Here is a 23792-nt window from a genome sequence, read left to right as displayed (position 1 = left end):
TCTCAAAATTATCATTTTTGTAACTCACTCATTTGAAATTATGATATCTATTATATTAAATATACTATAATATCTTTGTTTATGCAATGGACAAACTAATGTATTATCGGTATAATAGAAAAATGAAAGCATTTACAAAATAGAATTCTGGAGGGAAAAAAATGACATATTTCACTAATATCAACAAAATCAAATACGAAGGTGCTGCATCAAAGAATCCGTACGCATTCAAGTTTTACAACCCTGAGGAGAAAATCGGTGACAAAACAATGGAGGAAATATTACGATTTGGTGTAGCTTATTGGCATACATTTACAGAAGATTTATCAGATCCTTTTGGTGTTGGAACTGCAATTCGTCCATGGGATAAATTTACTGGAATGGATCTAGCAAAAGCACGGGTAGAGGCGGCATTTGAATTCTTTGATAAACTGGGAGTACCATATTTTTGCTTCCATGATGCTGATATTGCACCAGAGGGAAGTAGTTTAAGAGAAACATATCAAAATCTAGATATAATTGTGGACATGATTAAAGACTATATGAAAGATAGCAAGATTAAATTACTTTGGAACACAGCGAATAACTTCAGCCATTCGCGTTTCGTTCATGGTGCGGCATCATCTAGTAATGCTGATGTCTTTGCGTATTCTGCTGCAAAGGTGAAAAAAGGCTTAGAAATTGGAAAAGAACTCGGTGCTGAAAACTATGTATTCTGGGGTGGGCGTGAAGGCTATGAAACGCTGCTAAATACAGATATGAAGCTAGAAATGGATAACTTAGGGCGATTCTTCCATATGGCTGTTGACTATGCAAAAGAGATTGGATTTGATGCACAATTCCTAATCGAGCCGAAGCCAAAAGAGCCTACTTCCCATCAATATGATTTTGATGTCGCTAGTGGATATGCCTTCTTACAACATTATGATCTGCAAAATAAATTTAAGTTCAATATTGAAGCAAACCATGCAACATTAGCTGGACATACATTTGAGCATGAACTTCACTATGCACGTATTCATGGAATGCTTGGTTCAGTAGACGCAAACCAAGGACATCCATTATTGGGCTGGGATACAGATGAATTTCCAACAGATGTATTCAGTACAACACTTGCAATGTATGAAGTTATTAAAAATGGTGGAATAGGTCGGGGTGGATTAAACTTTGATGCGAAGGTTCGACGTGGTTCATTTGAACCGGAAGATCTATTTCATGCACATATCGCTGGGATGGATACTTTCGCTGTAGGCTTAAAAGTGGCTCAAAACCTTATTGATGATAATGTGTTAGATAACGTTGTAGATGAACGATACAATAGCTACACAGAAGGAATCGGATTAGATATTGTTGAAGGAAGAACCGATTTTCATAAACTAGAGCAGCATGCGCTGGGACTCGGTGAAATTAATAATAAATCTGGACGATTGGAAGTTATTAAAGCAACGATAAATCAATATCTATTAAGAGCGTATGCGGGAGAAATCAGTTTTAATAGAGAAATAATGGGGTGAAGGCATGAAGTACGTCATTGGAATAGACTTAGGAACGAGTGCAGTTAAACTTTTACTTGTTAATCAAAACGGAGAAGTAGTACAAGAAGTATCAAAACCTTATCCATTAATTCAAGAGAAAACTGGATATAACGAGCAAAATCCTCAAGATTGGGTAGAACAGACAATTGCCGGATTGGCTGATCTATTGAGAGAATACGATGGAAATCCTGTCGATATCGAGGGCATTAGTTTTTCCGGACAAATGCACGGGCTTGTTCTACTTGATGAAAATAATCAAGTATTACGTAATGCAATTCTTTGGAATGATACACGTACAACTGAAGAATGCAGGGAAATCTATGATATCGTTGGCAAAGAGCGTTTATTAGAGATTACGAAAAATCCCGCATTAGAAGGATTTACACTACCGAAAGTACTATGGGTTAAGAATCATGAACCAGAGCTATTTGAAAAGGCAGCGAAATTTGTATTGCCAAAGGATTATGTTCGATATAAGCTTACAGGAAAATTGCAGATGGACTATTCGGATGCGGCTGGAACGCTTTTATTGAATGTGACTGAAAAAGCTTGGAGTAGAGAAATCTGTGATTTATTAGGTATCGATGTTAATATATGCCCACCGTTAGTAGCCTCATACGATGAGGTTGGGCAAATTACTTCAGACTTAGCAAAAGCCACTGGTCTTGTGGAAAGCACTCGAGTATTTGCTGGTGCAGCCGATAACGCGGCAGGGGCAATTGGCACAGGAATATTAGAAGATGGAAAGACGTTGGCAAGTATCGGAACTTCAGGCGTAGTATTATCCTATGAAGGTAGTGATGATAAAGACTTTCAAGGAAAGGTCCATTATTTTAATCATGGGGCACCAAACGCATTTTACACAATGGGTGTCACGCTATCGGCAGGCTATAGCTTAACATGGTTTAAGGATACGTTTGCTAAAGAAGAATCTTTTGACAAGCTATTAGCAGATGTTCGTACGGTTCCCATAGGTTCGAATGGGTTGTTGTTTACCCCGTATCTAGTTGGGGAAAGGACGCCACATGCAGATGCTTCGATTCGTGCGAGCTTTATCGGCATAGATGCATCACATGAACGAAAGGATTTCACTCGTGCAGTACTTGAAGGTATTACATTTTCCTTAAATGAATCCATCCATATTTTCCGGGAAAACGGTAAGATAATCGATACGATTGTTTCAACTGGTGGAGGAGCTAAAAATGAGGATTGGCTCCAAATACAGGCAGATATTTTCAATGCAAAAGTAATAAAATTAGCAAGTGAGCAGGGACCAGGAATGGGAGCAGCAATGCTAGCTGCATATGGATGTGGATGGTTTGATTCGTTGCAAGCCTGTGCAGCCGAATTTTTAAAAGAAGATAAAACATTCTTGCCGATTAAAGAAAATGTAGAGCAATATGAAAGATTATTTACTATCTATCAAGATGTTTATAAACAGACGGAGAATTTGAGTGAGAGATTGCTTCCGTTTCAGAGGTAAAAAATAAGAGGCTATTCCAAAGGGTGCTTAAGAGGCAAAACCTTTTGGAATAGCTTTTTTGAATGAAAAACTTAGTTCGACTTCAACATGAGCTGCAAACAGATGGAAATTTGAAGACTCAAGAAAATAACTGCATACTAATAAGTAGGAAAGTTTAGAATCACACAAGCATCTATGCTATAGTAGTATCAAAAAGCGAGGGATATAACATGGCGAAAAAACTAATATTTTTCGATATCGATGGAACATTATTTGATGATGAAAAGAAGCTACCTGCATCGACAAAGAAGGCAATTGGGCAATTACAGGAGCAAGGACATGAAATCGCTATTGCAACTGGTCGCTCGCCATTTAATTTCAAGGAATTACAAGAGGAATTAAACATTCATACATATGTAAGCTTTAATGGGCAATATGTTGTACATAATAACGAAGTCGTATATAAGAACGCGATTGACCCAGATAAATTAGCGGAATTGACAAGTTTTTCTATGGAAAATAATCATCCGTTAGTATATATGAATGAAGCGGAATGGAATTCTAACATTGAGAGCCACCCACAAGTTAAAGAAGCAATAGATTCACTTAAAGTTAATAGTAAACTAACGTATAATCCAAATTTTTTTGAGGGACGGGAAATTTATCAGGCATTGCTTTTCTGCACGGAAGAGAATGATTCCATGTATCAAAATAAATATGCTGAACTTGATTTTGTGAGATGGCATACATATTCATTGGATGTTATTCCAATGGGAGGCTCTAAGGCAAATGGAATTGAGCAGCTTGTCCGTCATTTAGGTGTCGATCTACAAGATGTTTATGCGTTTGGAGATGGTCTAAATGATATTGAAATGCTGAAGTTTATTCCAAATAGCATTGCAATGGGAAATGGTCACGAAGAAGCGAAAAAGGTTGCGAAGTATGTTACGAAGCATGTTGGTGATGATGGGATATTGCATGGTCTAAAAATGGCTCGTTTATTAAAGTAGTTTTTAGGAATAATGTATACTACTTTATATATATGAAATAGTAGTGTGATTGAAATTATACCGTCATTTCCTGGGAAATATCGACAAAATAATCATGTAGTATTACGCGTAGTTATATATACAAGATATTTATATCAATCAAAGCAAAGAGAGAATTCTCTTTGCTTTTTATTTCGTCCTATTAATAGGAGAATCTAAAAGATAATAGAGAATACCAAAGAAGGCCAAAGTATACACAATGAAAAATATCATATCCAAAACATACTAAAATTCACTTTGGGCTTAGAAGTGAAGGCACTGGCAATGGCATCCGGCATGAGATTATCAAGCCTGATGACAGCAGCTGCATCTTCGCTCGTGGCAATTCAACCTGACATGGAAAATGTCATGTTGTGGTATGCAGCAACGAGTCAGTCATTAACTAGGTTTATTGGAACCTATACAAGGGTCTTTTTTGCTGTTCCATTAAAACGAATCGTATATACAATTTACTTACTGGGGGACGTAAAAAGTGGGCCAAGCGAAAATCGAAAATGTGTAAAATTTGCACTCGTATTAATATCGCTATGCCGAAATGTTCTTGTATTTCTTTATAATATTATGTACGTTAGTTTCTATAATGAAGTGTGAGTATGTCTATAGAGTATAGTGAATATCTTTACTGATTTTACTTTGTTCAATTTTTTGGTCATTTGCTATTCCACCTATTTGGCCAGCCGTTATCTATCTTTACTATACCAGTTAGAATATCTGCACATAAATAAGCAAAAATAGTAGACTTAGAATTAATCTAAATCCACTATTTTTGAGGAATGAGAATGTAGTGCACCCCCCGAAAATGTAATTATTATTCTAACTTTCGATGTGCACTACACAACTGTGTCCCTTTCCTTTTATTTTGTAATCTATTTCTTTAATAGAAAAAAGCATGGTGACCTGAAACATTCCAGAGAATACACACTTTTATAGTCCTCGACATAATTCGGCAGGTGCCTGTCATCTTTATTTACCTTTATTTTTCGATTTATTATTTACTTTCGTTTGTTATCTATTACGGATGAAAAGATTATAATTAGAAGAATTTGATAAAATTTATTGACAAAATGAAAATAAATGCTACTATAAATATATAATAACATGAAAACGATTACAAGTAATTTTTATAAAACGATTTATATAGGAGGACGAATTGATGGTAATGGAATTTGGATGCCAAGGATCGACATGGGTGCTAAATTACGATATTGAAGCTAATATAATGGATAAAATTATGGACGATGTAAAACAAGGCGGATTTACTGGACTAGATATGCAAGTTGCACTACTAGGAAGTTATAAAAATGACCCAGCCCTGTTCAAACAGGAATTGGATAATAGAGGTTTGAAACTAGCAGCTTTAACATTGCCACATGCATTTGATGGTGGGAAATCCTCTGAAAAGGAAAGAGAATTACAAACGTATTACTTTGATTATCTTAAGCAATTCCCAGGTGCTATTTTAAATATACCTTCCCGGGTAGGTCAGAACCGTGATAATATCTTGCAAAGACAAAAAGAGATAATTAAGGGTGCAAATGAATTAGGAAAACGTGCTTATGAAAATGGTGTTGTGACTTCATTCCACCCAATTTCCTATGAAACTTCTTATTGGAGATTCAAAGAAGACTATGATGTCTTATTTGATGGGTTGGACCCTAAATATATGGGCTACACTCCAGACGTTGGTCATATTATTTTTGGAGGAATGGATCCAGTAGAAATTATTAATGAAGCACTTCCATTAATTAAGCATGTTCATTTCAAAGATGCTTCGAAGCATCAAGAGTGGAAGAAGATGGGGGAAGGAGATATTGATATTCCTCAGTGTGTCCAAGTTCTAAAAAATTATGACTATGAAGGCTGGCTTATCGTGGAAGAAGAAACACCAGAAGCCCAAACCCAAACTACTGAAACGATTGCAGAGATCGGTAAATATGTTGAAAAAAATCTATATCCAATTGTAAAAGGAGAGTAAGAATGACAGAATTTATCCCTTCATTACTCGTCCCTGAAATCTTTCATCCTATTAAAAGAGAAAAGAACTTCACTGCTGATCTACTAGAAAGCATTGTAGAAGCAAACTTTTACAAATCCGTTGAGCTAGGGGATGGATTTGATAAACAAGAAAGAAAACGAATCCTAGCGGTCACAGAAAAAAATAGGATTGATGTTACACAATGGCTTACCTTTTTAATTGAGGAAAATAAACTAGATGTTTCTTCTTTAGATACTGCACTTCGAAAAGAAACAGTAAGGACAGTCAAAGAAAGCTTGCCTTTAGCTGCTGAAATTGGGGCAAAAAATATCGCAATCGTAACAGGTGATGACCCTGGTCCAGAACGCTGGGCTGAAGGAATCGAAGGGCTTTACGAGAGTTTATGTGAAATTGCCGAGGCTGCAAAAGAGTATAAAATGAATCTATTAATTGAACCACTTGATCGTTTTGCTCATAAAAAGCGGATCATTGGAACAACCGATGAAACAGTAGAATTATTAGCTAGGGTACAAGAAACATATGGCAATGTTGGAATTGCTTTTGATACAGCCCATGCAGCATTAAATGGTGAAGATATTTTCGAAGCACTGGAAAAAGGGGGAGACCTCATCCATCAGATTCATTTTTCCAATGCAGTTCTAGATACAAAAATTGAATTGTATGGTGATTTTCATATGGAAATCGGCGAACCAGGATTCCTAACAGTAGAGAAAATCAGTGCGATTTTGCAAAAGGCGGACGAGTGCGGTATTCAAGCAGAAAATGGGCTACGCGTCGCAGCTGAAGTTCGTGGAAAAGTCGACAAGGAAAATTGTATGAAAAATGAAATGAATTTAAGGGACATCCTTGGTAAGGCTTTACAAAGTCTGCCTGTTTAATAGTAAAAAAATTCCTTCTTTTGAATAAAAATGAAAAAATAATTAGTTTAAGGTGGCGAACACAATGAAAGTTGTTATTACAGATCATGAATATCCAAATTTAAAATACGAAAAGAAAGTACTCGCTCACGATGGGATTGAATTAGAAATTCATCAATGTAAAACAGAAGATGAAGTTATCGAGGTTTGTCGTGAAGCAGATGGAATCATCAATCTATATGCACCAATTTCTCGTCGAGTAATCGAATCATTGGAAAAATGTAAAATCATCACTAGATATGGCGTTGGTGTGGACACCATTGATTTAGATGCTGCAACAGAAAAGGAAATTTGTATAGGGAACGTGCCAGACTATGGAATAAATGAAGTATCAGACCATGCACTTGCATTAATCATGAGTCTTCTACGTAAAATTCCATTTGCCAATCAAACAGTAAAAAATGATGTTTGGGATGTTAATACAACAAAGTCAATTCGACGATTAAGTAAGTTGACAATAGGGTTGGTTGGATTTGGTAACATTCCAAGAAGATTATCAGAAAAAGTAAAAGTGCTTGGATTGAAGATTGTTGTTTCCGATCCTTTCTTACCAGAAGAAGTGGCCAAAGACCATGACGTTGAGCTTGTATCTTTAGAAGAATTATGTGAAAGAGCTGATGTTATTTCTGTTCATGCTCCTCTTACAGATTCAACGAAAGGCATGATTGGTAAAGAACAATTCAACTTGATGAAAAAAGGCGTCTACCTTGTGAATACTGCGAGAGGACCTGTAGTAGATGAAGAAGCATTACTAGAAGCATTACATAATGGTACCGTAGCTGCAGTAGGACTTGACGTAGTTGAAAACGAACCAATTGATCGCAATCATCCTTTCTTGTCTATGGATAATGTCATACTTACACCTCATATGGCAGGGTATTCCGAAGAATCTGCTGAAGAAATGCGTTCAAAAACAGCTCTTGGAATAATTGACGTACTCGTATATGGACAATATCCAAAATACTTAGTAAATAAAGGTCTACAAGAGAAACTAGATTTAAAAGCCTTTGAAATGAGAGAAGAATATAAATTCTAACAGAGGAATGGGGAGAGTTTATAATGATGAAAACAAATTTTCATGGGATTATTCCACCTGTATCAATTATTCTTGATGCGGATGGAAATCTAGATGAAAAAGGGATGGCGACGGTAATCGACTTTTTAATCCATGCAAAAGTGGATGGATTATTTTTCCTTGGTAGTGGTGGAGAATTTTCACAAATGTCAGTGGAACTTCGCAAGGAAATTGTCGAATTTACTACCAATTATGTTGCCGGAAGAGTTCCTGTTTTAATTGGTACGGGAAGTTCAAGCACAAAAGAAGCTCTAAGTTTGAGCCAACATGCAGAAAAAGTTGGTGCAGATGGTGTCGTTGTGATTAATCCGTATTACTGTACACTAACGGAAGAGAATTTATTTGCTCATTACGCAGAAATTGCAGAATCTATTGAACTACCAATTTTGCTTTATAATTTCCCTACTTTAACAGGCCAAGATTTATCTCCTGAATTTGTGTTGAAATTAGTGGATAAATATGAAAATATTGTTGGAATTAAAGAAACGATTGATTCCATTGCTCATATCGAAAACATGATTTCTACGGTGAAAAGTAAATACCCAGACTTTACTGTTTTCTCAGGATTTGATAACCATGTATTCAATACATTAATCCTTGGTGGGGATGGAGCAATCTGTGCAAGTATAAACTTTGCTCCAGAAATTACCGTGGAGCTTTATAAGGCTTTCCGGGAAAATGATTTAGAACAAGCTGTAAAGTTGCACCGTAAAATAGCAGGTCTGCCAAAAATGTACAACTTGGATTCACCATTTATAGGGGTAATCAAAGAAGCGATGAAGTTAAGAGGTCTAGATATCTCCACATACGTGTTACCTCCAACCCGTGAGTTGAGCACTGAAAAGAAAGAGCAATTAATAGAAATTTTAAAAACAGCAGATTTACTTTAAGAGAAGCGAAGCACTGGAGCTTGACACTTAATCAATACTATCACAAGGAGTGTGCCTGAATGAAAAAGCTGATCAATGATAAGAAAAATGTCGTTGAAGAAATGATTGATGGTTATGTAAAAGCCCATCCAGAATATATAAAGCGTTTGGAAGAAAATGATCGCGCATTAGTTTCAGCGAAGCCGAAAGAAGAAGGAAAAGTTGCTATTTTAATTGGTGGTGGTTCAGGTCATGAGCCAGCATTCATGGGTTATGTTGGAGACGGGATGGCCGACGGTGTAGCTGTTGGGAATATTTTTGCTTCTCCACCCCCAGCGCCAATTTTAGAAGTGACAAAAGCGATAGATAAAGGTGCGGGTGTCGTTTACCTATACGGGAACTATGCAGGTGACGTGATGAACTTCGGAATGGCTGCAGAGATGGCGGAAATGGAAGATATTGAAGTAGAAATGGTGCTTGCTTCTGATGATGTTGCATCTGCACCAAAAGAAGAAAAAGATAAACGTCGTGGGATTGCTGGAGAATTTTTCGTTTATAAAATGGCTGGAGCAGCAGCTGACTTAGGATATAAATTAAAAGAAGTGGCAGATATCGCACGTAAAACAAACGATAATACTCGTTCCATGGGTGTTGGTTTAACGCCTTGTTCCTTGCCACAAACAGGGGAACCAAGTTTTGAAATAGGTGACGATGAAATGGAAATTGGTTTAGGACACCACGGAGAACCGGGAATTCGAAAAGCTACATTAGACACAGCCGATAAAGTTACAGATCAACTATTGCAACCAATTTTCGAAGATATGGAAATAAATGAAGGAGACGAAGTAGCTGTTCTTGTCAATGGGTTAGGATCCACTCCTCGAATGGAACTTTATATAATGTTCCGTCGTGTGGAGCAAGTGCTAAGTGAAAAAGGTATTAAAATATATCGTTCCTATGTAGGAGATTACATTACCTCCCTTGAAATGGGTGGAGCATCCATTACATTAACGAAACTTGATGATGAAACGAAAAAATTAGTCGACCACCCAGTTAATACACCAATGTTCGTACAGAAATAAAGGAGAATTTCTATGAATATAACTGCAAAAGAATTAATTAATTATTTTAAAGAAGTTGTAGATATTGTGGAAAAGGAAAAAGATTATCTTTGTGACCTTGATCGAAAATTAGGTGACGGGGATCATGGGGTTACCATGTCTATTGGTTGGCAAGCGGTAAACGAACAGCTGAACGGAAAACTTGCAGAAGAATCAGACTGCGGGAAAATTAGTTCTACTGTTGGAATGACATTCTTGAATGCGGTTGGTTCTTCTGTTGGTCCACTTTATGCAACTGGTTTCATGCGTGGAGGAAAAGCCGTAAAAGGTAAATCTGAGTTGAACGATGTAGACCTAGCTGCATATTGGATTGCATTTATTAATGGTGTGCAAGAACGTGGTAATGCAAAAGTAGGGGATAAAACAATGATGGATACATTAATCCCGGCTTTAGAAGCATTAGTAGTAAATTTTGATCGAGAATTTATTCCTGCATTTGAATCGGCAGTAGAAGCTGGAGAAATAGGAATGAAATCAACAACTGATTTAGTATCAAAAATTGGCCGTTCCAGCCGTCTTGGTGAACGCTCGAAAGGTGCTCAAGACCCAGGAGCAACTTCTGCTCATATGATCTTAAAAGCATTCTTAGATTTTGCAAAAGTACATGCATAATAGAAATACGAATGTAAGAAGCTGTTCCTAATGGTGATATGATACCCTTTGGAACAGCTTCTTTTTTCCTGTCTTTTGAAATATACTTTTGGGGGTGGATGATAGACAAAAGAAAGAAGAATGGAATCGGAGCAGTCTATCATGAATAATAGACAACAAAATCAGAAAACAGTAAAAATTTACTTTTGGATAAAGATTTTATAAAAAAAGTGCAAGCCAAGGCATGCACTATGATAATTCTAATTTATTTTCCGCTTACTTGGTGATTTGCCATTTTCTCAAAGAAATCAATAATGTAACAATGGTCATTTCCACCGTTTCCGTTTGCAATCTCAGAACCGAAGATTTCTTTAACTAAGTTAGTTACTGGAAGTGGTACTCCAAGTGTATTTGCAGATGCTTGGATGTTCCCTAAATCTTTAAAGTTTGTTTCGATTTTACCGCCTGGTTCGAAATCACGGTCAATGATACGTTGCATTTTTGCATCCATTACTGCACTGCCAGCTAGTCCACTCCGAACTGCTTCATAAAGCTTGTTCAAGTCAATCCCTGCTTTACTAGCGTATACGGAAGCTTCTGCCAATGCAGCAAGGTGAGTACTTACGAGAATTTGGTTTGCTAGTTTTGTTGCAGAACCAGTTCCCGTTGGCCCCATATGAACAATATGTTCGCCCATTACTTGTAATAAAGGTAGTACTTTATTGAAATGCTCTTCATTTCCACCAGCCATGATGGATAGAGTACCTTCAATTGCCATTGGTTCCCCACCACTAACAGGCGCATCAATAAAATGAATATTATATTCTTTTAGTTTATTAGCGAACTCTTTTGATTCCTCTGGTTTTACAGAGCTCATATCAATGATAATCGTTCCTGGTTTACAGTTTGAAGCAATACCTTCTTCAGTGAACAATACGAGTGAAACATGTTTTCCTGCTGGAAGCATTGTAATAATAACATCACTATTTTTAGCAACCTCTTTGTTTGATCCGCAAGCATGTCCGCCTATCGCCTTTAATTCGTTTACAGCATCTGTATTTAAATCAAAAAGATATGTTTCATATCCCATTCTAATAAGATGAGCTGCCATTGGTTTCCCCATAATCCCTAATCCAATAAATCCGACTTTCATGTAATCCACCCCTATGAAAATGTTTTTTTACATTATCATTCTATAACAAATATAGTGAAATGTATATAAAATACATTCATTTCGAAAATAAAAGAATATATATGAAAGATTTCATAAAAAGATAAAGAAAAAAATGAATATAAAAACGAATAGTATACCCATTTGGGATCACACCAGGCGGATGTGTATGGGGCAGCTCCAAGAAGTGGTGTGAGGACTCTTAAATTCGTGCGAGAACTCTTGAAAGTCGTGCGACACTTCAAATTATCAGTAATTAGACAGAATATCTTCTTTCCATTCCTCAAATCGATAAGAGACCAAAATAAAAAAAGGATAGTGAAACATATACTTGTTTCTAACTATCCCTTTTATACATTATTTTCCATCAATTACATTCATATCATAAGAAGTTAGCTCATCTGCTATTTCTCTCGGTAACTTTTTATCCGTAATCAATGTATCGATTTGATCGATGGTTGCGAAAGATGCAATGGAGCTATTTCCAACTTTCGTATTGTCAATAAGCGCGACAACTTTGTCTGCCTTTTCTACCATTCGTCTTTTTAGTTCTACTTCGTAAACATTGAAATCGGTAAGCCCATCACCAATTGTAAATCCATTGGCCGATGTAAACATAACATCTATATTAATTTTATCTAAAATGGAACTTCCAAGAAGACCTTCCAATGCCATGGATCCCATTCGGGCAATACCACCGATTAGGATGACGTTCACATTTGGATTTTCCTTCAGCTCCATAGCTGTCATTAATCCATTTGTCACGACGGTTAGTCGCAGATCTGTTTCCTTTAGACGGCGGGCTAATTCTAGTGCAGTTGTACTAGCATCAAGTAAAATACTGTTTTTATCTACAATCATGTTGATTGCTTTATTCGTAATCGATCTTTTGTAATCGATGTTTTTCGTTGCCCGTTCCGAAAAACTGTTGTTTTTCGGAGTTGAATTTTCATTCAGTACAGCTCCACCGTGGGTTCTTGTTAATAACCCATCTTGTTCCATGATGTTTAAATCTGTCCGTAAAGTAGCTTCTGATACGTTTAAATTTTTGGCTAGATCTTTTACAGTTATACGTTTTTCTTTTTGAAGTTGGGTTAAAATTAATCCCCGTCTCTCTTCGGCAAACATTTTGCCCATTTTGTCACCTCTTATATCCGATATCAAGTTTAATAGTTTTATCATAACATAAAAGTAAATGAAAATAAATAAAAATAATTAGAAGTATTATTTAATGATTCGAGAAAAACGGGTATTTAATTAGAAAATATACTAGGTTTATTTATCATTTATTTTCATTTTGATAATAAACAAATAAAAACGCTTGAAAAAAACGAAGGTATATAATAGAATTAAGTTGAGAACGAAAACAATATTCTGTAAAATGAAAGGGGATTTTTAAAATGAGGATAGCTATCGGTAGTGACCATAATGCATTTGATTTGAAAGAGACGATTAAAGAATATTTAGCAGATACAGACCATGAGGTAATTGATTTTGGATGCCACTCGAAAGATGCAGTGGATTATCCAGATGTAGCGTTTGACGTTTCCGCAGCAATTAGCGAAGGAAATGTAGATAGAGGGATATTAATTTGTGGAACAGGTATTGGTGTTTGTATTGCTGCAAACAAATATCCTGGTATCCGTGCTGCTCTAGCTCATGACGTTTATTCTGCAGAAAGAGCACAATTAAGTAATAACGCACAAATCATCACGCTGGGTGCACAAATTATTGGTCCAGAAGTTGCGAAAAAGGTAGTTGAAGCTTATCTAAATGTATCCTGGGCAGAAGGTTCTAAACGTAAAGTCGATAAAATTGTTGAAAAGGAGCAAGAATTTGTTAGTGAAAACTTCAAAGAAGCAGTAGCGGGAAGTAATTGCAGCGTCAACTAAACCAAGAGGAGTGGTGTCATGCAATCCTTGTTATTAGATTTTCTGAAAGTAACCGAATCAGCAGCAGTTGCTGCGATGCCTTGGGTTGGTAGTGGAGATAAAATTGCAGCAGACGGGGCTGCAACGAATGCGATGCGTGAAAACTTAAACAAGATGAAAATGGATAGCACAATTGTAATTGGTGAAGGGGAAATTGACAAAGCACCAATGCTCTATATTGGTGAAAAACTAGGTGCAGGTGGAACGCATAAAGTGGATATTGCAGTTGATCCAATTGAAGGTACAACGCCAACGGTAAACGGCCAAGGCAATGCTATCACGGTTATTGCAGCAGCACCAAAAGGAATGTTATTACATGCACCTGATATGTACATGAAGAAACTTTCGGTTGGTCCTAAGGCGAAGGGGAAAATTGATATTGATGCACCAATTGAAGAGAACATAAAAGCTGTGGCGAAAGCGAATGGAAAGGACGTAACAGAATTAAATGTCCTCATTCAAGATCGCCCTAGACACAAAGACTATATTGATAGAATTCGAAAAATGGGAGTTAAAGTTCGATTGTTTAATGATGGGGATGTCATTTACGCAACAGCTACCTGTATCGAAAGTTTAAATGTCGATATGTTTCTAGGAATTGGCGGTGCACCAGAAGGGGTATTGGGAGCCGTTGCAGTAGGATGTCTTGGCGGAGAAATGCAAGCAAGACTCTTGCCAAGGGATGATGAGGAAATACGAAGATGTAAGGAAATGGGAATAACGAATCCTGAAGGAGTTTTATATCATGGGGATTTGGTTCGTACAGATGATTGTGTTTTTGTTGCAACAGGCATCACAGATAACCTTATTATTGATGGAATCGAAACGCAATATAATAACTACATCACCCATTCTATTCTCGTAAGTGGTAGAGAAAAGCAAGTAAGATATGTGAAAAGTACGTATCCAGTTAAACAGCTTACTTTATGAAAGGCATACTAGAAAAAAGTTTTTAATAGATTAAAACTCCCATAAGGTAGAATAACAATCTACTAGGGAGCTTTTTTGTAAAAAATATTTCCTTGAAATTGTCTTCATAGATTGTAGGAACCGTAATAAAAGTTGAAGGTCAGACTGAAATGAAAATGATTACGGTATAAGAAATACACATTACAAGGAGGATGAAAATGTTAGATTTATTTTCGTTAGAAGGAAAAGTAGCGGCAATAACGGGTGCTACTAGGGGGATTGGGCATTCATTAGCTATCGGTTTAGCTGAAGCGGGTGCGGATATTGCGCTGCTGCAAAGAGATCCATCCCAAGTCTATGTAAAAGAAGAGATTGAGCTGCTAGGGAGAAAATGTGAAATCATATCGTGTGATTTATTTGATATGGAACAAGTGAAAAATGCTGTACCAACAGTAATCGAAAAAATGGGCAAATTAGATATTTTAGTAAATAATGGTGGGATTCAACGGAGATCACCTGCAACAGAGTTTTCAGAAGAAGATTGGGATGATGTCATTACTGTCAATTTGAAAGCAGTCTGGATGTTAGCGCAAAGAGCTGGTCAACATATGGTACCGAGAAAGAAAGGGAAAATTATTAATATCGCTTCTCTGAATTCATATCAAGGTGGGATTACCATTCCTGCTTACGCATCGGCAAAGGGAGGGGTAGCCCAACTAACGAAAGCCTTATCTAATGAATGGGCACAGTACAATGTAAATGTGAATGCAATTGCTCCAGGATATGTCGCAACAGATATGAATGAGGCGTTGATTCATGATAATACACGTAACAGACAAATTATGGAGAGAATCCCAGCGGCTCGATGGGGTGCACCAGATGATTTTAAAGGAACGATTATTTATTTAGCTTCTGATGCATCCAATTATGTACATGGACATCTATTATCTGTTGATGGTGGCTGGCTAGGGAGGTAAATGAGCCTTCACATAGCGGCATTAGGCTGCTTTCTAAAAAAAATAATGTTTTTGACGGATTTTTTATAAAGCATGAAGTAACCACTTTTCGGAAGAATAGCATCTCAGGTCTTCAGCCATCTGATAAGTTACCGAATGAGTTTTTTTTCGCCTCGTTCGGTACTTCATCCTTCCCATAAGTGACCGAATGAAGAGATTTCCATTCCATTCCATTCGGTACGTCATCCCCCTGTTGGGTTACTAATCGTGTTCAACATATGTATTTCCCCTAAAAGGCATGAATAAGCAATTCTTTTAAGTTACTTCGCACTTTAGGGATAATCCTATATCCTAAATCAAAAAAATGACGTTTGTAATTTTCTAATACTAATTTTATTTTTTGATTGTTATTGTTTATTACTAAATATAAGGAAAAATAGTCTTTTGATACGTGAATGTGAAAAAAAATGAAAAAAAATAAAAGAAAAGACTTGTAAAACGCTTACAAAGAAATTATACTATTATTATTAATAATCGATTTACAAAAAAATTTGATTCTTTAGTAAATCGGTTTAGTTAAACTATCAATCTATTGTTTATTTAATAGGCATGGGGAAATATTGGATAACAGTTTCTAATTAGTTGGTTTCCAAAAGTGGCAGCATTTCCAGTTGGGGGTAATCAATGAAGATGGTAACTATTGGCGATGTAGCAAAACGTGCTGGAGTATCTAAAAGTACAATTTCCCAGTATCTAAATGGTCGCTATGAATACATGGCCATAGAAACGAAAGAACGTATTAAAAAGGTAATCAAAGAACTAGACTACAATCCAAATAAAATTGCTAGAAGTCTGAAACAGAAAAAGACAACAACGATTGGAGTAATTTTGGCTAATATTTTGTATAGCTTCAATACAAAGGTAATGAGGGCTATTGAGGATGTATGTAACGAATCAGGTTATCATGTCATTATTTGTAATGCAGATGATAACACAGAAAAAGAAAAACGTTACATTGAAATGCTGCTATCCAAACAAGTTGATGGAATTATAGCGATGCCAACCAGCAGTAATATGGAACTGTATCAAAAGTTATGGAAAAGAAATTTTCCACTTGTTTTTATCGACCGGATTCTATCGGATATACAAGTTAGTGCCATGTTATTAGATAATGAAAAAGCAGCAAAATTATGCGTGGGCGAGCTCGCAGATAATGGCTATGAAAAAATCGCGATTATGACAATGGCCCCTGCAACGAGTACTCCAAGAATGGAACGTCTCGTTGGTTATAAAAAAGCAGTGGAGGAATATGAATTATATTCTGATGGAAATTATGTTATTACTTCTCCAATAAAAGAAATGCAGACAAGGCTAGGAAACTTACTGGAATCACCAAACCCACCAGAAGCATTGATTGCAGCCAATGACTTAACACTGATGGAAATTCTAAAACATGTAAGGGTAAATAATCTGAAAGTTCCAAAGGATTTAGCCCTTATCGGAATCGATGAACCTTCCTTTGCTGATATTTTCACTCCTTCTTTATCAACGGTTGCCCAGCCAGCCTTTGAAATTGGAGCAGGAGCAGCTAAATTATTAATTGAAAAAATAAAAGGAATTGAACTTAACAAGGGGATTGTTCATCGCTTTGAACCAGAATTAATAAGAAGATCTTCTTCTGTTAAAGCTTAATCAAAAGCTAGTCAATGGATACATGGAGGGGGGACAATTCATGGATGTGATTACAATTGGAGAGACGATGGTGTTATTCACCCCAAATACCCAAGGACATATGCGCTATGCGTCTAACTTTTCTAGGAGATTCGGTGGAGCTGAATCAAATGTTGCTATCGGATTATCCAAGCTAGGACATAAAGCCGGTTGGATTAGCCGAGTAGGGAATGATGAATTTGGGAAAGCTATCCTTTCTTTTTTAAGGGGAGAAGGTGTTGATGTCAGTCAAGTTCAATATGATGATGCGGCACCGACAGGCTTATACTTTAAAGAAAAACGTACAGTCTCTGAATTTCGAATTCAGTATTACCGGAAAGGTTCCGCTGCAAGCAAAATGTGTGCAGGCGACATAAATGAAGAGTACTTGAAACGAGCCAAGTATTTACATGTTACAGGAATCACACCCGCTTTAAGTGAATCTTGTTATGAAGCGATTGTTTATGCAATTAAATTGGCGAAAAAGAATGGTGTTACTGTAGTCTTTGACCCGAATTTAAGAAGGAATTTGTGGCCAGAAGAAAGAGCTAGAGAAGTACTTCTAGAACTAATTTCCTACGCTGATATCACTCTACCTGGGGTGGATGAAGGAGAGTTTCTCTACGGTACGAAGGATCCTATCGAAATTGGGAAAGGCATTTTATATTCTGGTGCATCATTAGCGGTTATTAAAACTGGCTCAAAAGGTGCTTACTATGTAACTGAAGAAAAATCAGAACATGTGCCTGTTGTCGCAGTTAGTGAAGTAAGAGACCCAGTTGGTGCGGGAGATGGATTTTGTACAGGCTTTCTTTCTGGACTGCTTAATGGATTATCGATAAAAGAAAGCGTAGCCCGTGGTAATCTTGTCGGTTCGGTTGTTGTAAAAGTCGATGGGGATGTCGAAGGATTACCAGAAAGAAGTGAACTAACCAAATACCAGTCACATATTGAAGATGTTGCTAGATAGGTTGAAATTGGAGGGAAAGCAATGGATGGGATAAGCAGAATAAAAGAGAATGGTATTGTCGCAATTATCCGTGGACAACAACGTGAAAATATTGTATATATTCTAGAAGCTCTTTTAAAAGGGGGCATTCGCACTGTAGAAGTTACAGCTGACACGCATAGAATTACATTTGCTATTGAAGAAGCCGTTAAAGAGTTTGGCGATGAAATGTATATTGGTGCAGGAACTGTCCTTGATCCTGAGACAGCTAAGCTTGTTATTAACAGTGGTGCCAAATTTGTCATTTCTCCGACTACAAATATCGAAACAATTCGTTTAACGAAGCGTTATGGAGTGTTAAGTATGCCTGCTGCGATGACACCGACTGAAATTCTAACAGCTTTTGAAGCGGGGGCGGATGTAATCAAACTCTTCCCTGCAAGAAGCTTAGGAGCAAGTTATATAAAGGATGTGCGTGGACCACTACCTCAAGTCCCAATCCTTCCAACTGGAGGAATCGGACTTGAAAATATGAATGAATTTTTCCGTGCTGGAGCAATTGGTGTTGGTATAGGTAGTTCCTTGGTGAAAGGAAATATGACTGCTACACCTGAGGAATTAATGGAATTAACATCTCGAGCAAAACTGTATGCCGACAAGTTTGTTGAGTTAAAACAAAAAGGAGTTGTCACAAGTGGGGTTTAAAGTATTATTTTCTGATTTTGAGTATGACTCTCTCGAAATTGAAGAAAATTTAATTAGAGAACAAATTCCTGATATTGAGTTTGTTTATGCCCAATGTCGGACAGAAGAAGAAGTCATCGAAGTAGCTAAAGATGTTGATGCAATCATTAATCAATATGCACCACTAGGTAAAAAGGTTATTGAAAGTTTAAAAGATTGTAAAGTTATTGCACGATATGGAATTGGCTTCAATACGATTGATGTACAAGCTGCAACGGAAAAAAATATTAAGGTATGTAATGTAACTGATTACTGTTTAGATGAAGTATCTGACCATGCAATGGCTTTACTGCTGTCTTTAGCTAGAAAAGTTACATTTTTAAACAACAAAGTAAAAGATGGAGTATGGGATTATAAAGTCGGCACACCAATTTTTAAACTTAGGGGAAGCGTGCTCGGTCTATTAGGCCTTGGAAATATTGCTCAAAAAGTAGCGAAAAGAGCTCAAGCGTTTGGATTAAAAGTTATTGCCTATGATCCTTTCATTCCAAGAGAAGTAGCCAAAGAATTGAATGTAGAGCTAGTAGAGTTTAAGGAATTATTCCGACTGAGTGACTATATTTCCGTTCATACGCCATTGAATGAAACAACTATTGGAATAGTTGGAGAAGAGCAGTTTAAGTGGATGAAGAAAGAGGCTTTCATCATTAATACTTCAAGAGGTCCAATCATTGATGAAAAAGCATTGATTCATGCACTAGTGAACAATGAAATTGCAGGTGCAGGTTTGGATGTTCTAGAAATGGAACCAATTAAAGAGGATAACCCTTTACTGAAGATGGAACAAGTCGTCTTAAATCCTCACGTTGCATGGCATTCAGCAGAATCTGAAAATGAGTTAAAAAGGAAGACTGCACAAAACGTTGCAGACGTTCTTCAAGATAAAGAGCCAAAATACGTTGTTCGTGTGAAGAATTAATTGTATGGAAAAAATTTAGCGCGAATAGCTATTACTGAAATTAATTTCAAGTTCTTTTCTGAAGAAAAAGGATGTACTAGAATGTTTACCTCTTCTAATAAAATTATTCTATTAAACTATTTTTGAAAGCGAGGATAACCATGAAAATAATCAAATGGCTTGATGAACACTTAGAGGAATCGTTATTAATTGTTCTAAGTACTGTAATGACCGCTTCAATCACTATACAAGTGTTTATGCGATATGCATTGAACTCCTCACTAACATGGTCCGAAGAATTAGCTCGATATTGTTTTATATGGTTAGTTTATATCGGTATTAGCTATGGTGTAAAAACGCAAAAACACATTAAAGTGGATGTTGTATTGCAGTTTATGAAAAATAAACAGAAGATTATTTTGGGTCTTATTGCTAACTTAATCTTTTTGGCTTTTTCTCTACTAGTTATCGTATATGGATATGACATTGCTCAACAACTTTTAGGTTGGGGACAGACTTCTCCAGCATTACATGTTCCAATGGGGTTTGTTTATATGGCTACACCAGTTGGCTTTGCTATAACTTCCATTCGTCTTATCCAACAAATCTTTTATCAAGTATTAACACTTATGGGTAAACGGGAATTTGAAGTGAAGACGGAGCATGATTTTGTAATGGAAGAGACAAAAGACGATAAAAATCAGAAATAAACAAAGGAGGTTATACATATGACAATCGCTGTTTTATTTGGAAGCTTTGCTTTATTTTTACTTTTAAGTATTCCAGTTGGGATTGCTTTAGGGATATCTACTTTAGTAGCAATTGTTTACTCTGGATCTGTACCGATTGAATTTTTGGTACAAGGTTTAACTACTTCGGTTGATAACTTTCCAATTATGGCTGTTCCATTCTTTATTCTTGCTGGAGAAATCATGGGTAAAGGTGGAATTTCTGAACGACTATTTAGAGTTGCTAACTCTATGGTAGGTAATATTACTGGTGGTTTTGCAATCGCTACCATCGTTACGTGTATGTTTTTCGCTGCTATCTCAGGATCTGCTCCAGCAACGGTTGCTGCTGTTGGGGGTATCATGATTCCTGCAATGGTAAAACAAGGTTATGATCGTACTTTTTCTGCGGCAGTTGTTGCTGCAGCAGGCTCCCTAGGTGTAATCATTCCTCCTAGTATTCCAATGGTTATTTATGGAACATCGTCCGCTTCATCCATTGGTGACCTGTTTATGGCTGGTATTATTCCTGGTCTTATAATTGGTGCTGCTTTAAGTCTTTATGCATATTATTTCGCAAAGAAAAATGGATATAAAGGGAACGGTAAAAAGTTCTCCTTCAAAAATATTCTTAAATCTATTTGGGAAGCGAAATGGGCACTTGCTATTCCGATTATTATTTTAGGTGGTATTTATGGTGGTTTTTTCACGCCGACAGAAGCTGCAGCTGTAGCGGTTGTTGTTGGACTTATAGCAGGATTATTCATCTATAAAGAACTTAAATGGAAAGACTTACCACGAGTTTTTATTGATTCTGCTTTAACAACTGCAACAGTGTTAATTATTGTTGGTACTGCGACCGCATTTGGAAGACTACTTACAGTTGAACAAATTCCAAATCAAATTGCAGAGTGGATTCTTTCTATCTCTGAAAGCCCAATCATTGTCATGTTATTAATTCTAGTATTACTTCTAATCGTTGGATGTTTCATGGATACGCTCGCAGCAATTATTATCCTAACCCCAATTCTATTACCAATTACTACGAGCCTAGGCTATGACCCAATTCACTTCGGTATCATCATGGTTGTTGGATTAGCAGTAGGTTTCATTACACCACCAGTTGGGGTAAACCTTTTTGTTGCACAAGGTATATCTGGTGTATCGTTTGAAGCACTCGTGAGGAGAATCATACCATTTATCATTGTAATGACTATTACTTTACTAATTATTACCTTTATCCCGCAACTATCGCTCATGTTGATAGGGAAGTAATAGCTTAATAATCGTATTAGGGGGGATTGTGTGAAAATAACAAAGTTGGAATGCTTTTTAGTTCCGCCAAGATGGTGTTTTCTAAGAGTTGAGACAGATGAAGGAATTATTGGATGGGGTGAGCCTGTTATTGAAGGACGGGCTGAAACTGTAAAAGCAGCTGTAATGGAGTTGCGAGATTATATTATTGGAAAGAACCCACTCCATATTCAGGATACGTGGAATGTTCTCTATCGGGCCGGCTTCTACCGGGGCGGTCCGATCCTTATGAGTGCGATTGCTGGAATTGACCAAGCACTTTGGGATATTAAAGGCAAGTATTATAACGCACCCGTATATGAATTGTTAGGCGGTAAAGTTAGAGATAAAATGCGTGTTTATACTTGGATTGGTGGGGATCGTCCATCTGATGTTGGTAAAGCTGCAAAACAGGCGGCTGAAAATGGATTTACTGCAATAAAAATGAATGCGACAGAAGAACTCCAATACATTGATTCATATAAAAAGGTCGATGAAACAATTGCAAGGGTAGATGCAATCCGGACTGAAGCAGGTGCTGATATCGGAATTGGCATCGATTTTCATGGCCGTGTTCATAAACCAATGGCAAAAATTTTGATAAAAGAATTAGAGCCATATCGACCAATGTTTGTCGAAGAACCGGTGTTACCAGAGAACAATGAAGCCTTAAAAGAGCTAGCAAAAATTTCATCCATTCCAATTGCAACCGGTGAAAGAATGTACTCGAGATGGGATTTCAAACAGGTATTGCAAGATGGAGCTGTCGATATCATTCAACCGGATTTATCTCATGCAGGTGGAATTACGGAAACGGTGAAAATAGCAGCAATGGCTGAGGCCTATGATGTAGCCCTTGCTCCACATTGTCCATTGGGGCCGATTGCATTATCAGCATGCTTACAAGTGGATGCGATTTCACATAACGCCTTTATTCAAGAACAAAGCATGGGAATTCACTATAACAAAGGAAATGACCTCCTTGATTACGTTGTAGATAAAAGTGTTTTTCAATTTGAAAATGGTTATGTGCAACTTCCTGAGAAGCCAGGACTTGGTGTTGAAATCAATGAGGATTTTGTCCGCCAACGTACAGAGGTTGGGCATTCATGGAAAAACCCAGTTTGGCGCCATGCTGACGGTAGCGTCGCTGAATGGTAATAGAAAACTAAAAGGAGTTTATATATGGAACAAATGGATTTAGAAAAAAAATTAGCAGCTGAGGCATCCATTGATTTTATCAAAGATGGAATGGTGGTAGGTTTAGGATCTGGTTCCACTGTGAACTGGATGGTGCGTAAACTAGGCGAGAAGGTAAAGCAAGGCCTAAATATTAGGGGAATTCCTTCATCGAAAAAAACTGAGAGACTTGCACTGGAAGTTGGTGTTCCATTGACTGATTTTGCTTCTGTTGATTGCATCGATATAGCGATTGATGGAGCAGATGAAATAGATGGAAATCTAAACTTACTAAAAGGCGGTGGTGGGTCTTTAGTTAGAGAAAAGGTAGTCGATGTAAATGCGGATCAGTTCATTGTTATTATCGATCAATCGAAGGTAGTTGAAGAACTAGGTGAATTACCTTTACCTATAGAAGTATTGCAATTTGGCTGGGAAATCATAGCTAAAAAAATCGCAGAACTAGGTGGGGAGACTGTTATAAGAATTAAAGACGAAAAACGATTTATTTCTGATAATGGGAACTATATTTTAGATTGTAAGTTTGGCAAAATAACCAAACCGGAAGAGCTGCATGAAAAGTTAAAACTGCTTACAGGTGTTGTTGAGACAGGTATTTTTACCAATATGGTTGATAAGGTGATCATTGGTAGAAAAGATGAAGTTGAGGTTTTAGAGAAGTAGTTTTAGCTTACTCGAATGGTTGCAT

General features: G+C 36.9%; 23 protein-coding genes. 21 read left to right on the top strand and 2 right to left on the bottom strand.

Annotation, left to right across the window (positions count from 1 at the left end; all coding sequences use genetic code 11):
• The first annotated feature begins 161 nt into the window (after positions 1-161).
• The 10 genes from xylA to dhaL all read left to right on the top strand — a co-directional run bounded on the left by xylA (position 162) and on the right by dhaL (position 10636).
• Positions 162-1514: a xylose isomerase gene (xylA, locus tag CWR48_RS00220; RefSeq protein WP_115771031.1), complete on the top strand. Its 1353-nt coding sequence runs from the start codon at positions 162-164 to the stop codon at positions 1512-1514.
• Positions 1515-1518: 4 nt separating this feature from the next.
• Positions 1519-3018, top strand: coding sequence for a xylulokinase (gene xylB / locus CWR48_RS00215; RefSeq protein WP_115771030.1), 1500 nt, complete (start codon positions 1519-1521; stop codon positions 3016-3018).
• Positions 3019-3227: 209 nt separating this feature from the next.
• Positions 3228-4007, top strand: a complete 780-nt coding sequence (locus CWR48_RS00210; RefSeq protein WP_115771029.1) for a Cof-type HAD-IIB family hydrolase — start codon at positions 3228-3230, stop codon at positions 4005-4007.
• 276 nt (positions 4008-4283) lie between these two features.
• Entirely contained in the window at positions 4284-4637 is a 354-nt protein-coding gene (locus tag CWR48_RS00205) for a DUF3100 domain-containing protein (RefSeq protein WP_281270232.1), read from the top strand.
• Positions 4638-5199: 562 nt separating this feature from the next.
• A complete protein-coding gene (locus CWR48_RS00200; protein WP_115771027.1) occupies positions 5200-6021 on the top strand; it encodes a sugar phosphate isomerase/epimerase family protein in 822 nt (273 codons plus the stop codon).
• A 2-nt stretch (positions 6022-6023) separates the two neighbouring features.
• On the top strand, positions 6024-6920 hold the full coding sequence (locus tag CWR48_RS00195; protein WP_115771026.1) for a sugar phosphate isomerase/epimerase family protein: 897 nt from the start codon (positions 6024-6026) through the stop codon (positions 6918-6920).
• 64 nt (positions 6921-6984) lie between these two features.
• Positions 6985-7995: a C-terminal binding protein gene (locus CWR48_RS00190; protein WP_115771025.1), complete on the top strand. Its 1011-nt coding sequence runs from the start codon at positions 6985-6987 to the stop codon at positions 7993-7995.
• A 23-nt stretch (positions 7996-8018) separates the two neighbouring features.
• Positions 8019-8924, top strand: a complete 906-nt coding sequence (dapA, locus tag CWR48_RS00185) for a 4-hydroxy-tetrahydrodipicolinate synthase (protein WP_245976667.1) — start codon at positions 8019-8021, stop codon at positions 8922-8924.
• Between the two features lie 59 nt (positions 8925-8983).
• Positions 8984-9985: a dihydroxyacetone kinase subunit DhaK gene (dhaK, locus tag CWR48_RS00180; RefSeq protein ID WP_115771023.1), complete on the top strand. Its 1002-nt coding sequence runs from the start codon at positions 8984-8986 to the stop codon at positions 9983-9985.
• 12 nt (positions 9986-9997) lie between these two features.
• The gene (gene dhaL / locus CWR48_RS00175; RefSeq protein WP_115771022.1) at positions 9998-10636 is read left to right on the top strand and encodes a dihydroxyacetone kinase subunit DhaL; all 639 of its coding nucleotides are present in this window, start codon (positions 9998-10000) and stop codon (positions 10634-10636) included.
• A gap of 244 nt (positions 10637-10880) precedes the next feature.
• Here dhaL and CWR48_RS00170 read toward each other — a convergent pair whose 3' ends face one another.
• Both CWR48_RS00170 and CWR48_RS00165 read right to left on the bottom strand, forming a co-directional pair.
• Positions 10881-11768: a 2-hydroxy-3-oxopropionate reductase gene (locus CWR48_RS00170; RefSeq protein ID WP_115771021.1), complete on the bottom strand. Its 888-nt coding sequence runs from the start codon at positions 11766-11768 to the stop codon at positions 10881-10883.
• A gap of 375 nt (positions 11769-12143) precedes the next feature.
• Positions 12144-12923: a DeoR/GlpR family DNA-binding transcription regulator gene (locus CWR48_RS00165; protein WP_245976666.1), complete on the bottom strand. Its 780-nt coding sequence runs from the start codon at positions 12921-12923 to the stop codon at positions 12144-12146.
• Between the two features lie 263 nt (positions 12924-13186).
• Between CWR48_RS00165 and rpiB the strand changes: the two genes are divergently transcribed.
• The 11 genes from rpiB (at position 13187) to rpiA (ending at position 23767) form a co-directional block, all read left to right on the top strand.
• Positions 13187-13678 carry a ribose 5-phosphate isomerase B gene (rpiB, locus tag CWR48_RS00160; protein ID WP_115771020.1) on the top strand — a complete coding sequence of 164 codons (492 nt, stop codon included), beginning with the start codon at positions 13187-13189 and terminating at the stop codon, positions 13676-13678.
• A gap of 18 nt (positions 13679-13696) precedes the next feature.
• Complete coding sequence (glpX, locus tag CWR48_RS00155) at positions 13697-14647, top strand: class II fructose-bisphosphatase (RefSeq protein ID WP_115771019.1); 951 nt, start codon at positions 13697-13699, stop codon at positions 14645-14647.
• Between the two features lie 197 nt (positions 14648-14844).
• On the top strand, positions 14845-15603 hold the full coding sequence (locus CWR48_RS00150) for an SDR family oxidoreductase (RefSeq protein WP_115771018.1): 759 nt from the start codon (positions 14845-14847) through the stop codon (positions 15601-15603).
• A 663-nt stretch (positions 15604-16266) separates the two neighbouring features.
• On the top strand, positions 16267-17274 hold the full coding sequence (locus CWR48_RS00145) for a LacI family DNA-binding transcriptional regulator (RefSeq protein ID WP_115771017.1): 1008 nt from the start codon (positions 16267-16269) through the stop codon (positions 17272-17274).
• Positions 17275-17314: 40 nt separating this feature from the next.
• A complete protein-coding gene (locus CWR48_RS00140) occupies positions 17315-18262 on the top strand; it encodes a sugar kinase (protein ID WP_115771016.1) in 948 nt (315 codons plus the stop codon).
• Positions 18263-18283: 21 nt separating this feature from the next.
• A complete protein-coding gene (locus CWR48_RS00135; protein WP_115771015.1) occupies positions 18284-18946 on the top strand; it encodes a bifunctional 4-hydroxy-2-oxoglutarate aldolase/2-dehydro-3-deoxy-phosphogluconate aldolase in 663 nt (220 codons plus the stop codon).
• Positions 18936-19904 carry a C-terminal binding protein gene (locus CWR48_RS00130; RefSeq protein ID WP_245976665.1) on the top strand — a complete coding sequence of 323 codons (969 nt, stop codon included), beginning with the start codon at positions 18936-18938 and terminating at the stop codon, positions 19902-19904. The genes CWR48_RS00135 and CWR48_RS00130 overlap by 11 nt, the downstream gene beginning before the upstream one ends.
• A 140-nt stretch (positions 19905-20044) precedes the next feature.
• Positions 20045-20593: a TRAP transporter small permease gene (locus tag CWR48_RS00125; RefSeq protein ID WP_115771013.1), complete on the top strand. Its 549-nt coding sequence runs from the start codon at positions 20045-20047 to the stop codon at positions 20591-20593.
• An 18-nt stretch (positions 20594-20611) separates the two neighbouring features.
• A complete protein-coding gene (locus tag CWR48_RS00120) occupies positions 20612-21886 on the top strand; it encodes a TRAP transporter large permease (RefSeq protein WP_115771012.1) in 1275 nt (424 codons plus the stop codon).
• 30 nt (positions 21887-21916) lie between these two features.
• Positions 21917-23065 carry a galactonate dehydratase gene (dgoD, locus tag CWR48_RS00115; RefSeq protein WP_115771011.1) on the top strand — a complete coding sequence of 383 codons (1149 nt, stop codon included), beginning with the start codon at positions 21917-21919 and terminating at the stop codon, positions 23063-23065.
• A 24-nt stretch (positions 23066-23089) separates the two neighbouring features.
• Positions 23090-23767, top strand: coding sequence for a ribose-5-phosphate isomerase RpiA (gene rpiA / locus CWR48_RS00110; RefSeq protein WP_425453838.1), 678 nt, complete (start codon positions 23090-23092; stop codon positions 23765-23767).
• The last annotated feature ends 25 nt before the right edge of the window (positions 23768-23792 follow it).

The sequence above is a fragment of the Oceanobacillus arenosus genome (assembly GCF_003369575.1).
GTDB classification, from domain to species: Bacteria; Bacillota; Bacilli; order Bacillales; family Amphibacillaceae; genus Oceanobacillus; species Oceanobacillus arenosus.
Note: the sequence above shows the minus strand (reverse complement) of the source record. Positions and strands in the feature narration are given on the sequence as shown.

Coding starts and splice junctions, on each gene's coding strand:
- xylA (WP_115771031.1), top strand. CDS start 162: ATGACATATTTCACTAATATCAACAAAATCAAATACGAAGGTGCTGCA.
- xylB (WP_115771030.1), top strand. CDS start 1,519: ATGAAGTACGTCATTGGAATAGACTTAGGAACGAGTGCAGTTAAACTT.
- CWR48_RS00210 (WP_115771029.1), top strand. CDS start 3,228: ATGGCGAAAAAACTAATATTTTTCGATATCGATGGAACATTATTTGAT.
- CWR48_RS00200 (WP_115771027.1), top strand. CDS start 5,200: ATGGTAATGGAATTTGGATGCCAAGGATCGACATGGGTGCTAAATTAC.
- CWR48_RS00195 (WP_115771026.1), top strand. CDS start 6,024: ATGACAGAATTTATCCCTTCATTACTCGTCCCTGAAATCTTTCATCCT.
- CWR48_RS00190 (WP_115771025.1), top strand. CDS start 6,985: ATGAAAGTTGTTATTACAGATCATGAATATCCAAATTTAAAATACGAA.
- dapA (WP_245976667.1), top strand. CDS start 8,019: ATGATGAAAACAAATTTTCATGGGATTATTCCACCTGTATCAATTATT.
- dhaK (WP_115771023.1), top strand. CDS start 8,984: ATGAAAAAGCTGATCAATGATAAGAAAAATGTCGTTGAAGAAATGATT.
- dhaL (WP_115771022.1), top strand. CDS start 9,998: ATGAATATAACTGCAAAAGAATTAATTAATTATTTTAAAGAAGTTGTA.
- CWR48_RS00170 (WP_115771021.1), bottom strand. CDS start 11,768: ATGAAAGTCGGATTTATTGGATTAGGGATTATGGGGAAACCAATGGCA.
- CWR48_RS00165 (WP_245976666.1), bottom strand. CDS start 12,923: ATGGGCAAAATGTTTGCCGAAGAGAGACGGGGATTAATTTTAACCCAA.
- rpiB (WP_115771020.1), top strand. CDS start 13,187: ATGAGGATAGCTATCGGTAGTGACCATAATGCATTTGATTTGAAAGAG.
- glpX (WP_115771019.1), top strand. CDS start 13,697: ATGCAATCCTTGTTATTAGATTTTCTGAAAGTAACCGAATCAGCAGCA.
- CWR48_RS00150 (WP_115771018.1), top strand. CDS start 14,845: ATGTTAGATTTATTTTCGTTAGAAGGAAAAGTAGCGGCAATAACGGGT.
- CWR48_RS00145 (WP_115771017.1), top strand. CDS start 16,267: ATGAAGATGGTAACTATTGGCGATGTAGCAAAACGTGCTGGAGTATCT.
- CWR48_RS00140 (WP_115771016.1), top strand. CDS start 17,315: ATGGATGTGATTACAATTGGAGAGACGATGGTGTTATTCACCCCAAAT.
- CWR48_RS00135 (WP_115771015.1), top strand. CDS start 18,284: ATGGATGGGATAAGCAGAATAAAAGAGAATGGTATTGTCGCAATTATC.
- CWR48_RS00125 (WP_115771013.1), top strand. CDS start 20,045: ATGAAAATAATCAAATGGCTTGATGAACACTTAGAGGAATCGTTATTA.
- CWR48_RS00120 (WP_115771012.1), top strand. CDS start 20,612: ATGACAATCGCTGTTTTATTTGGAAGCTTTGCTTTATTTTTACTTTTA.
- rpiA (WP_425453838.1), top strand. CDS start 23,090: ATGGAACAAATGGATTTAGAAAAAAAATTAGCAGCTGAGGCATCCATT.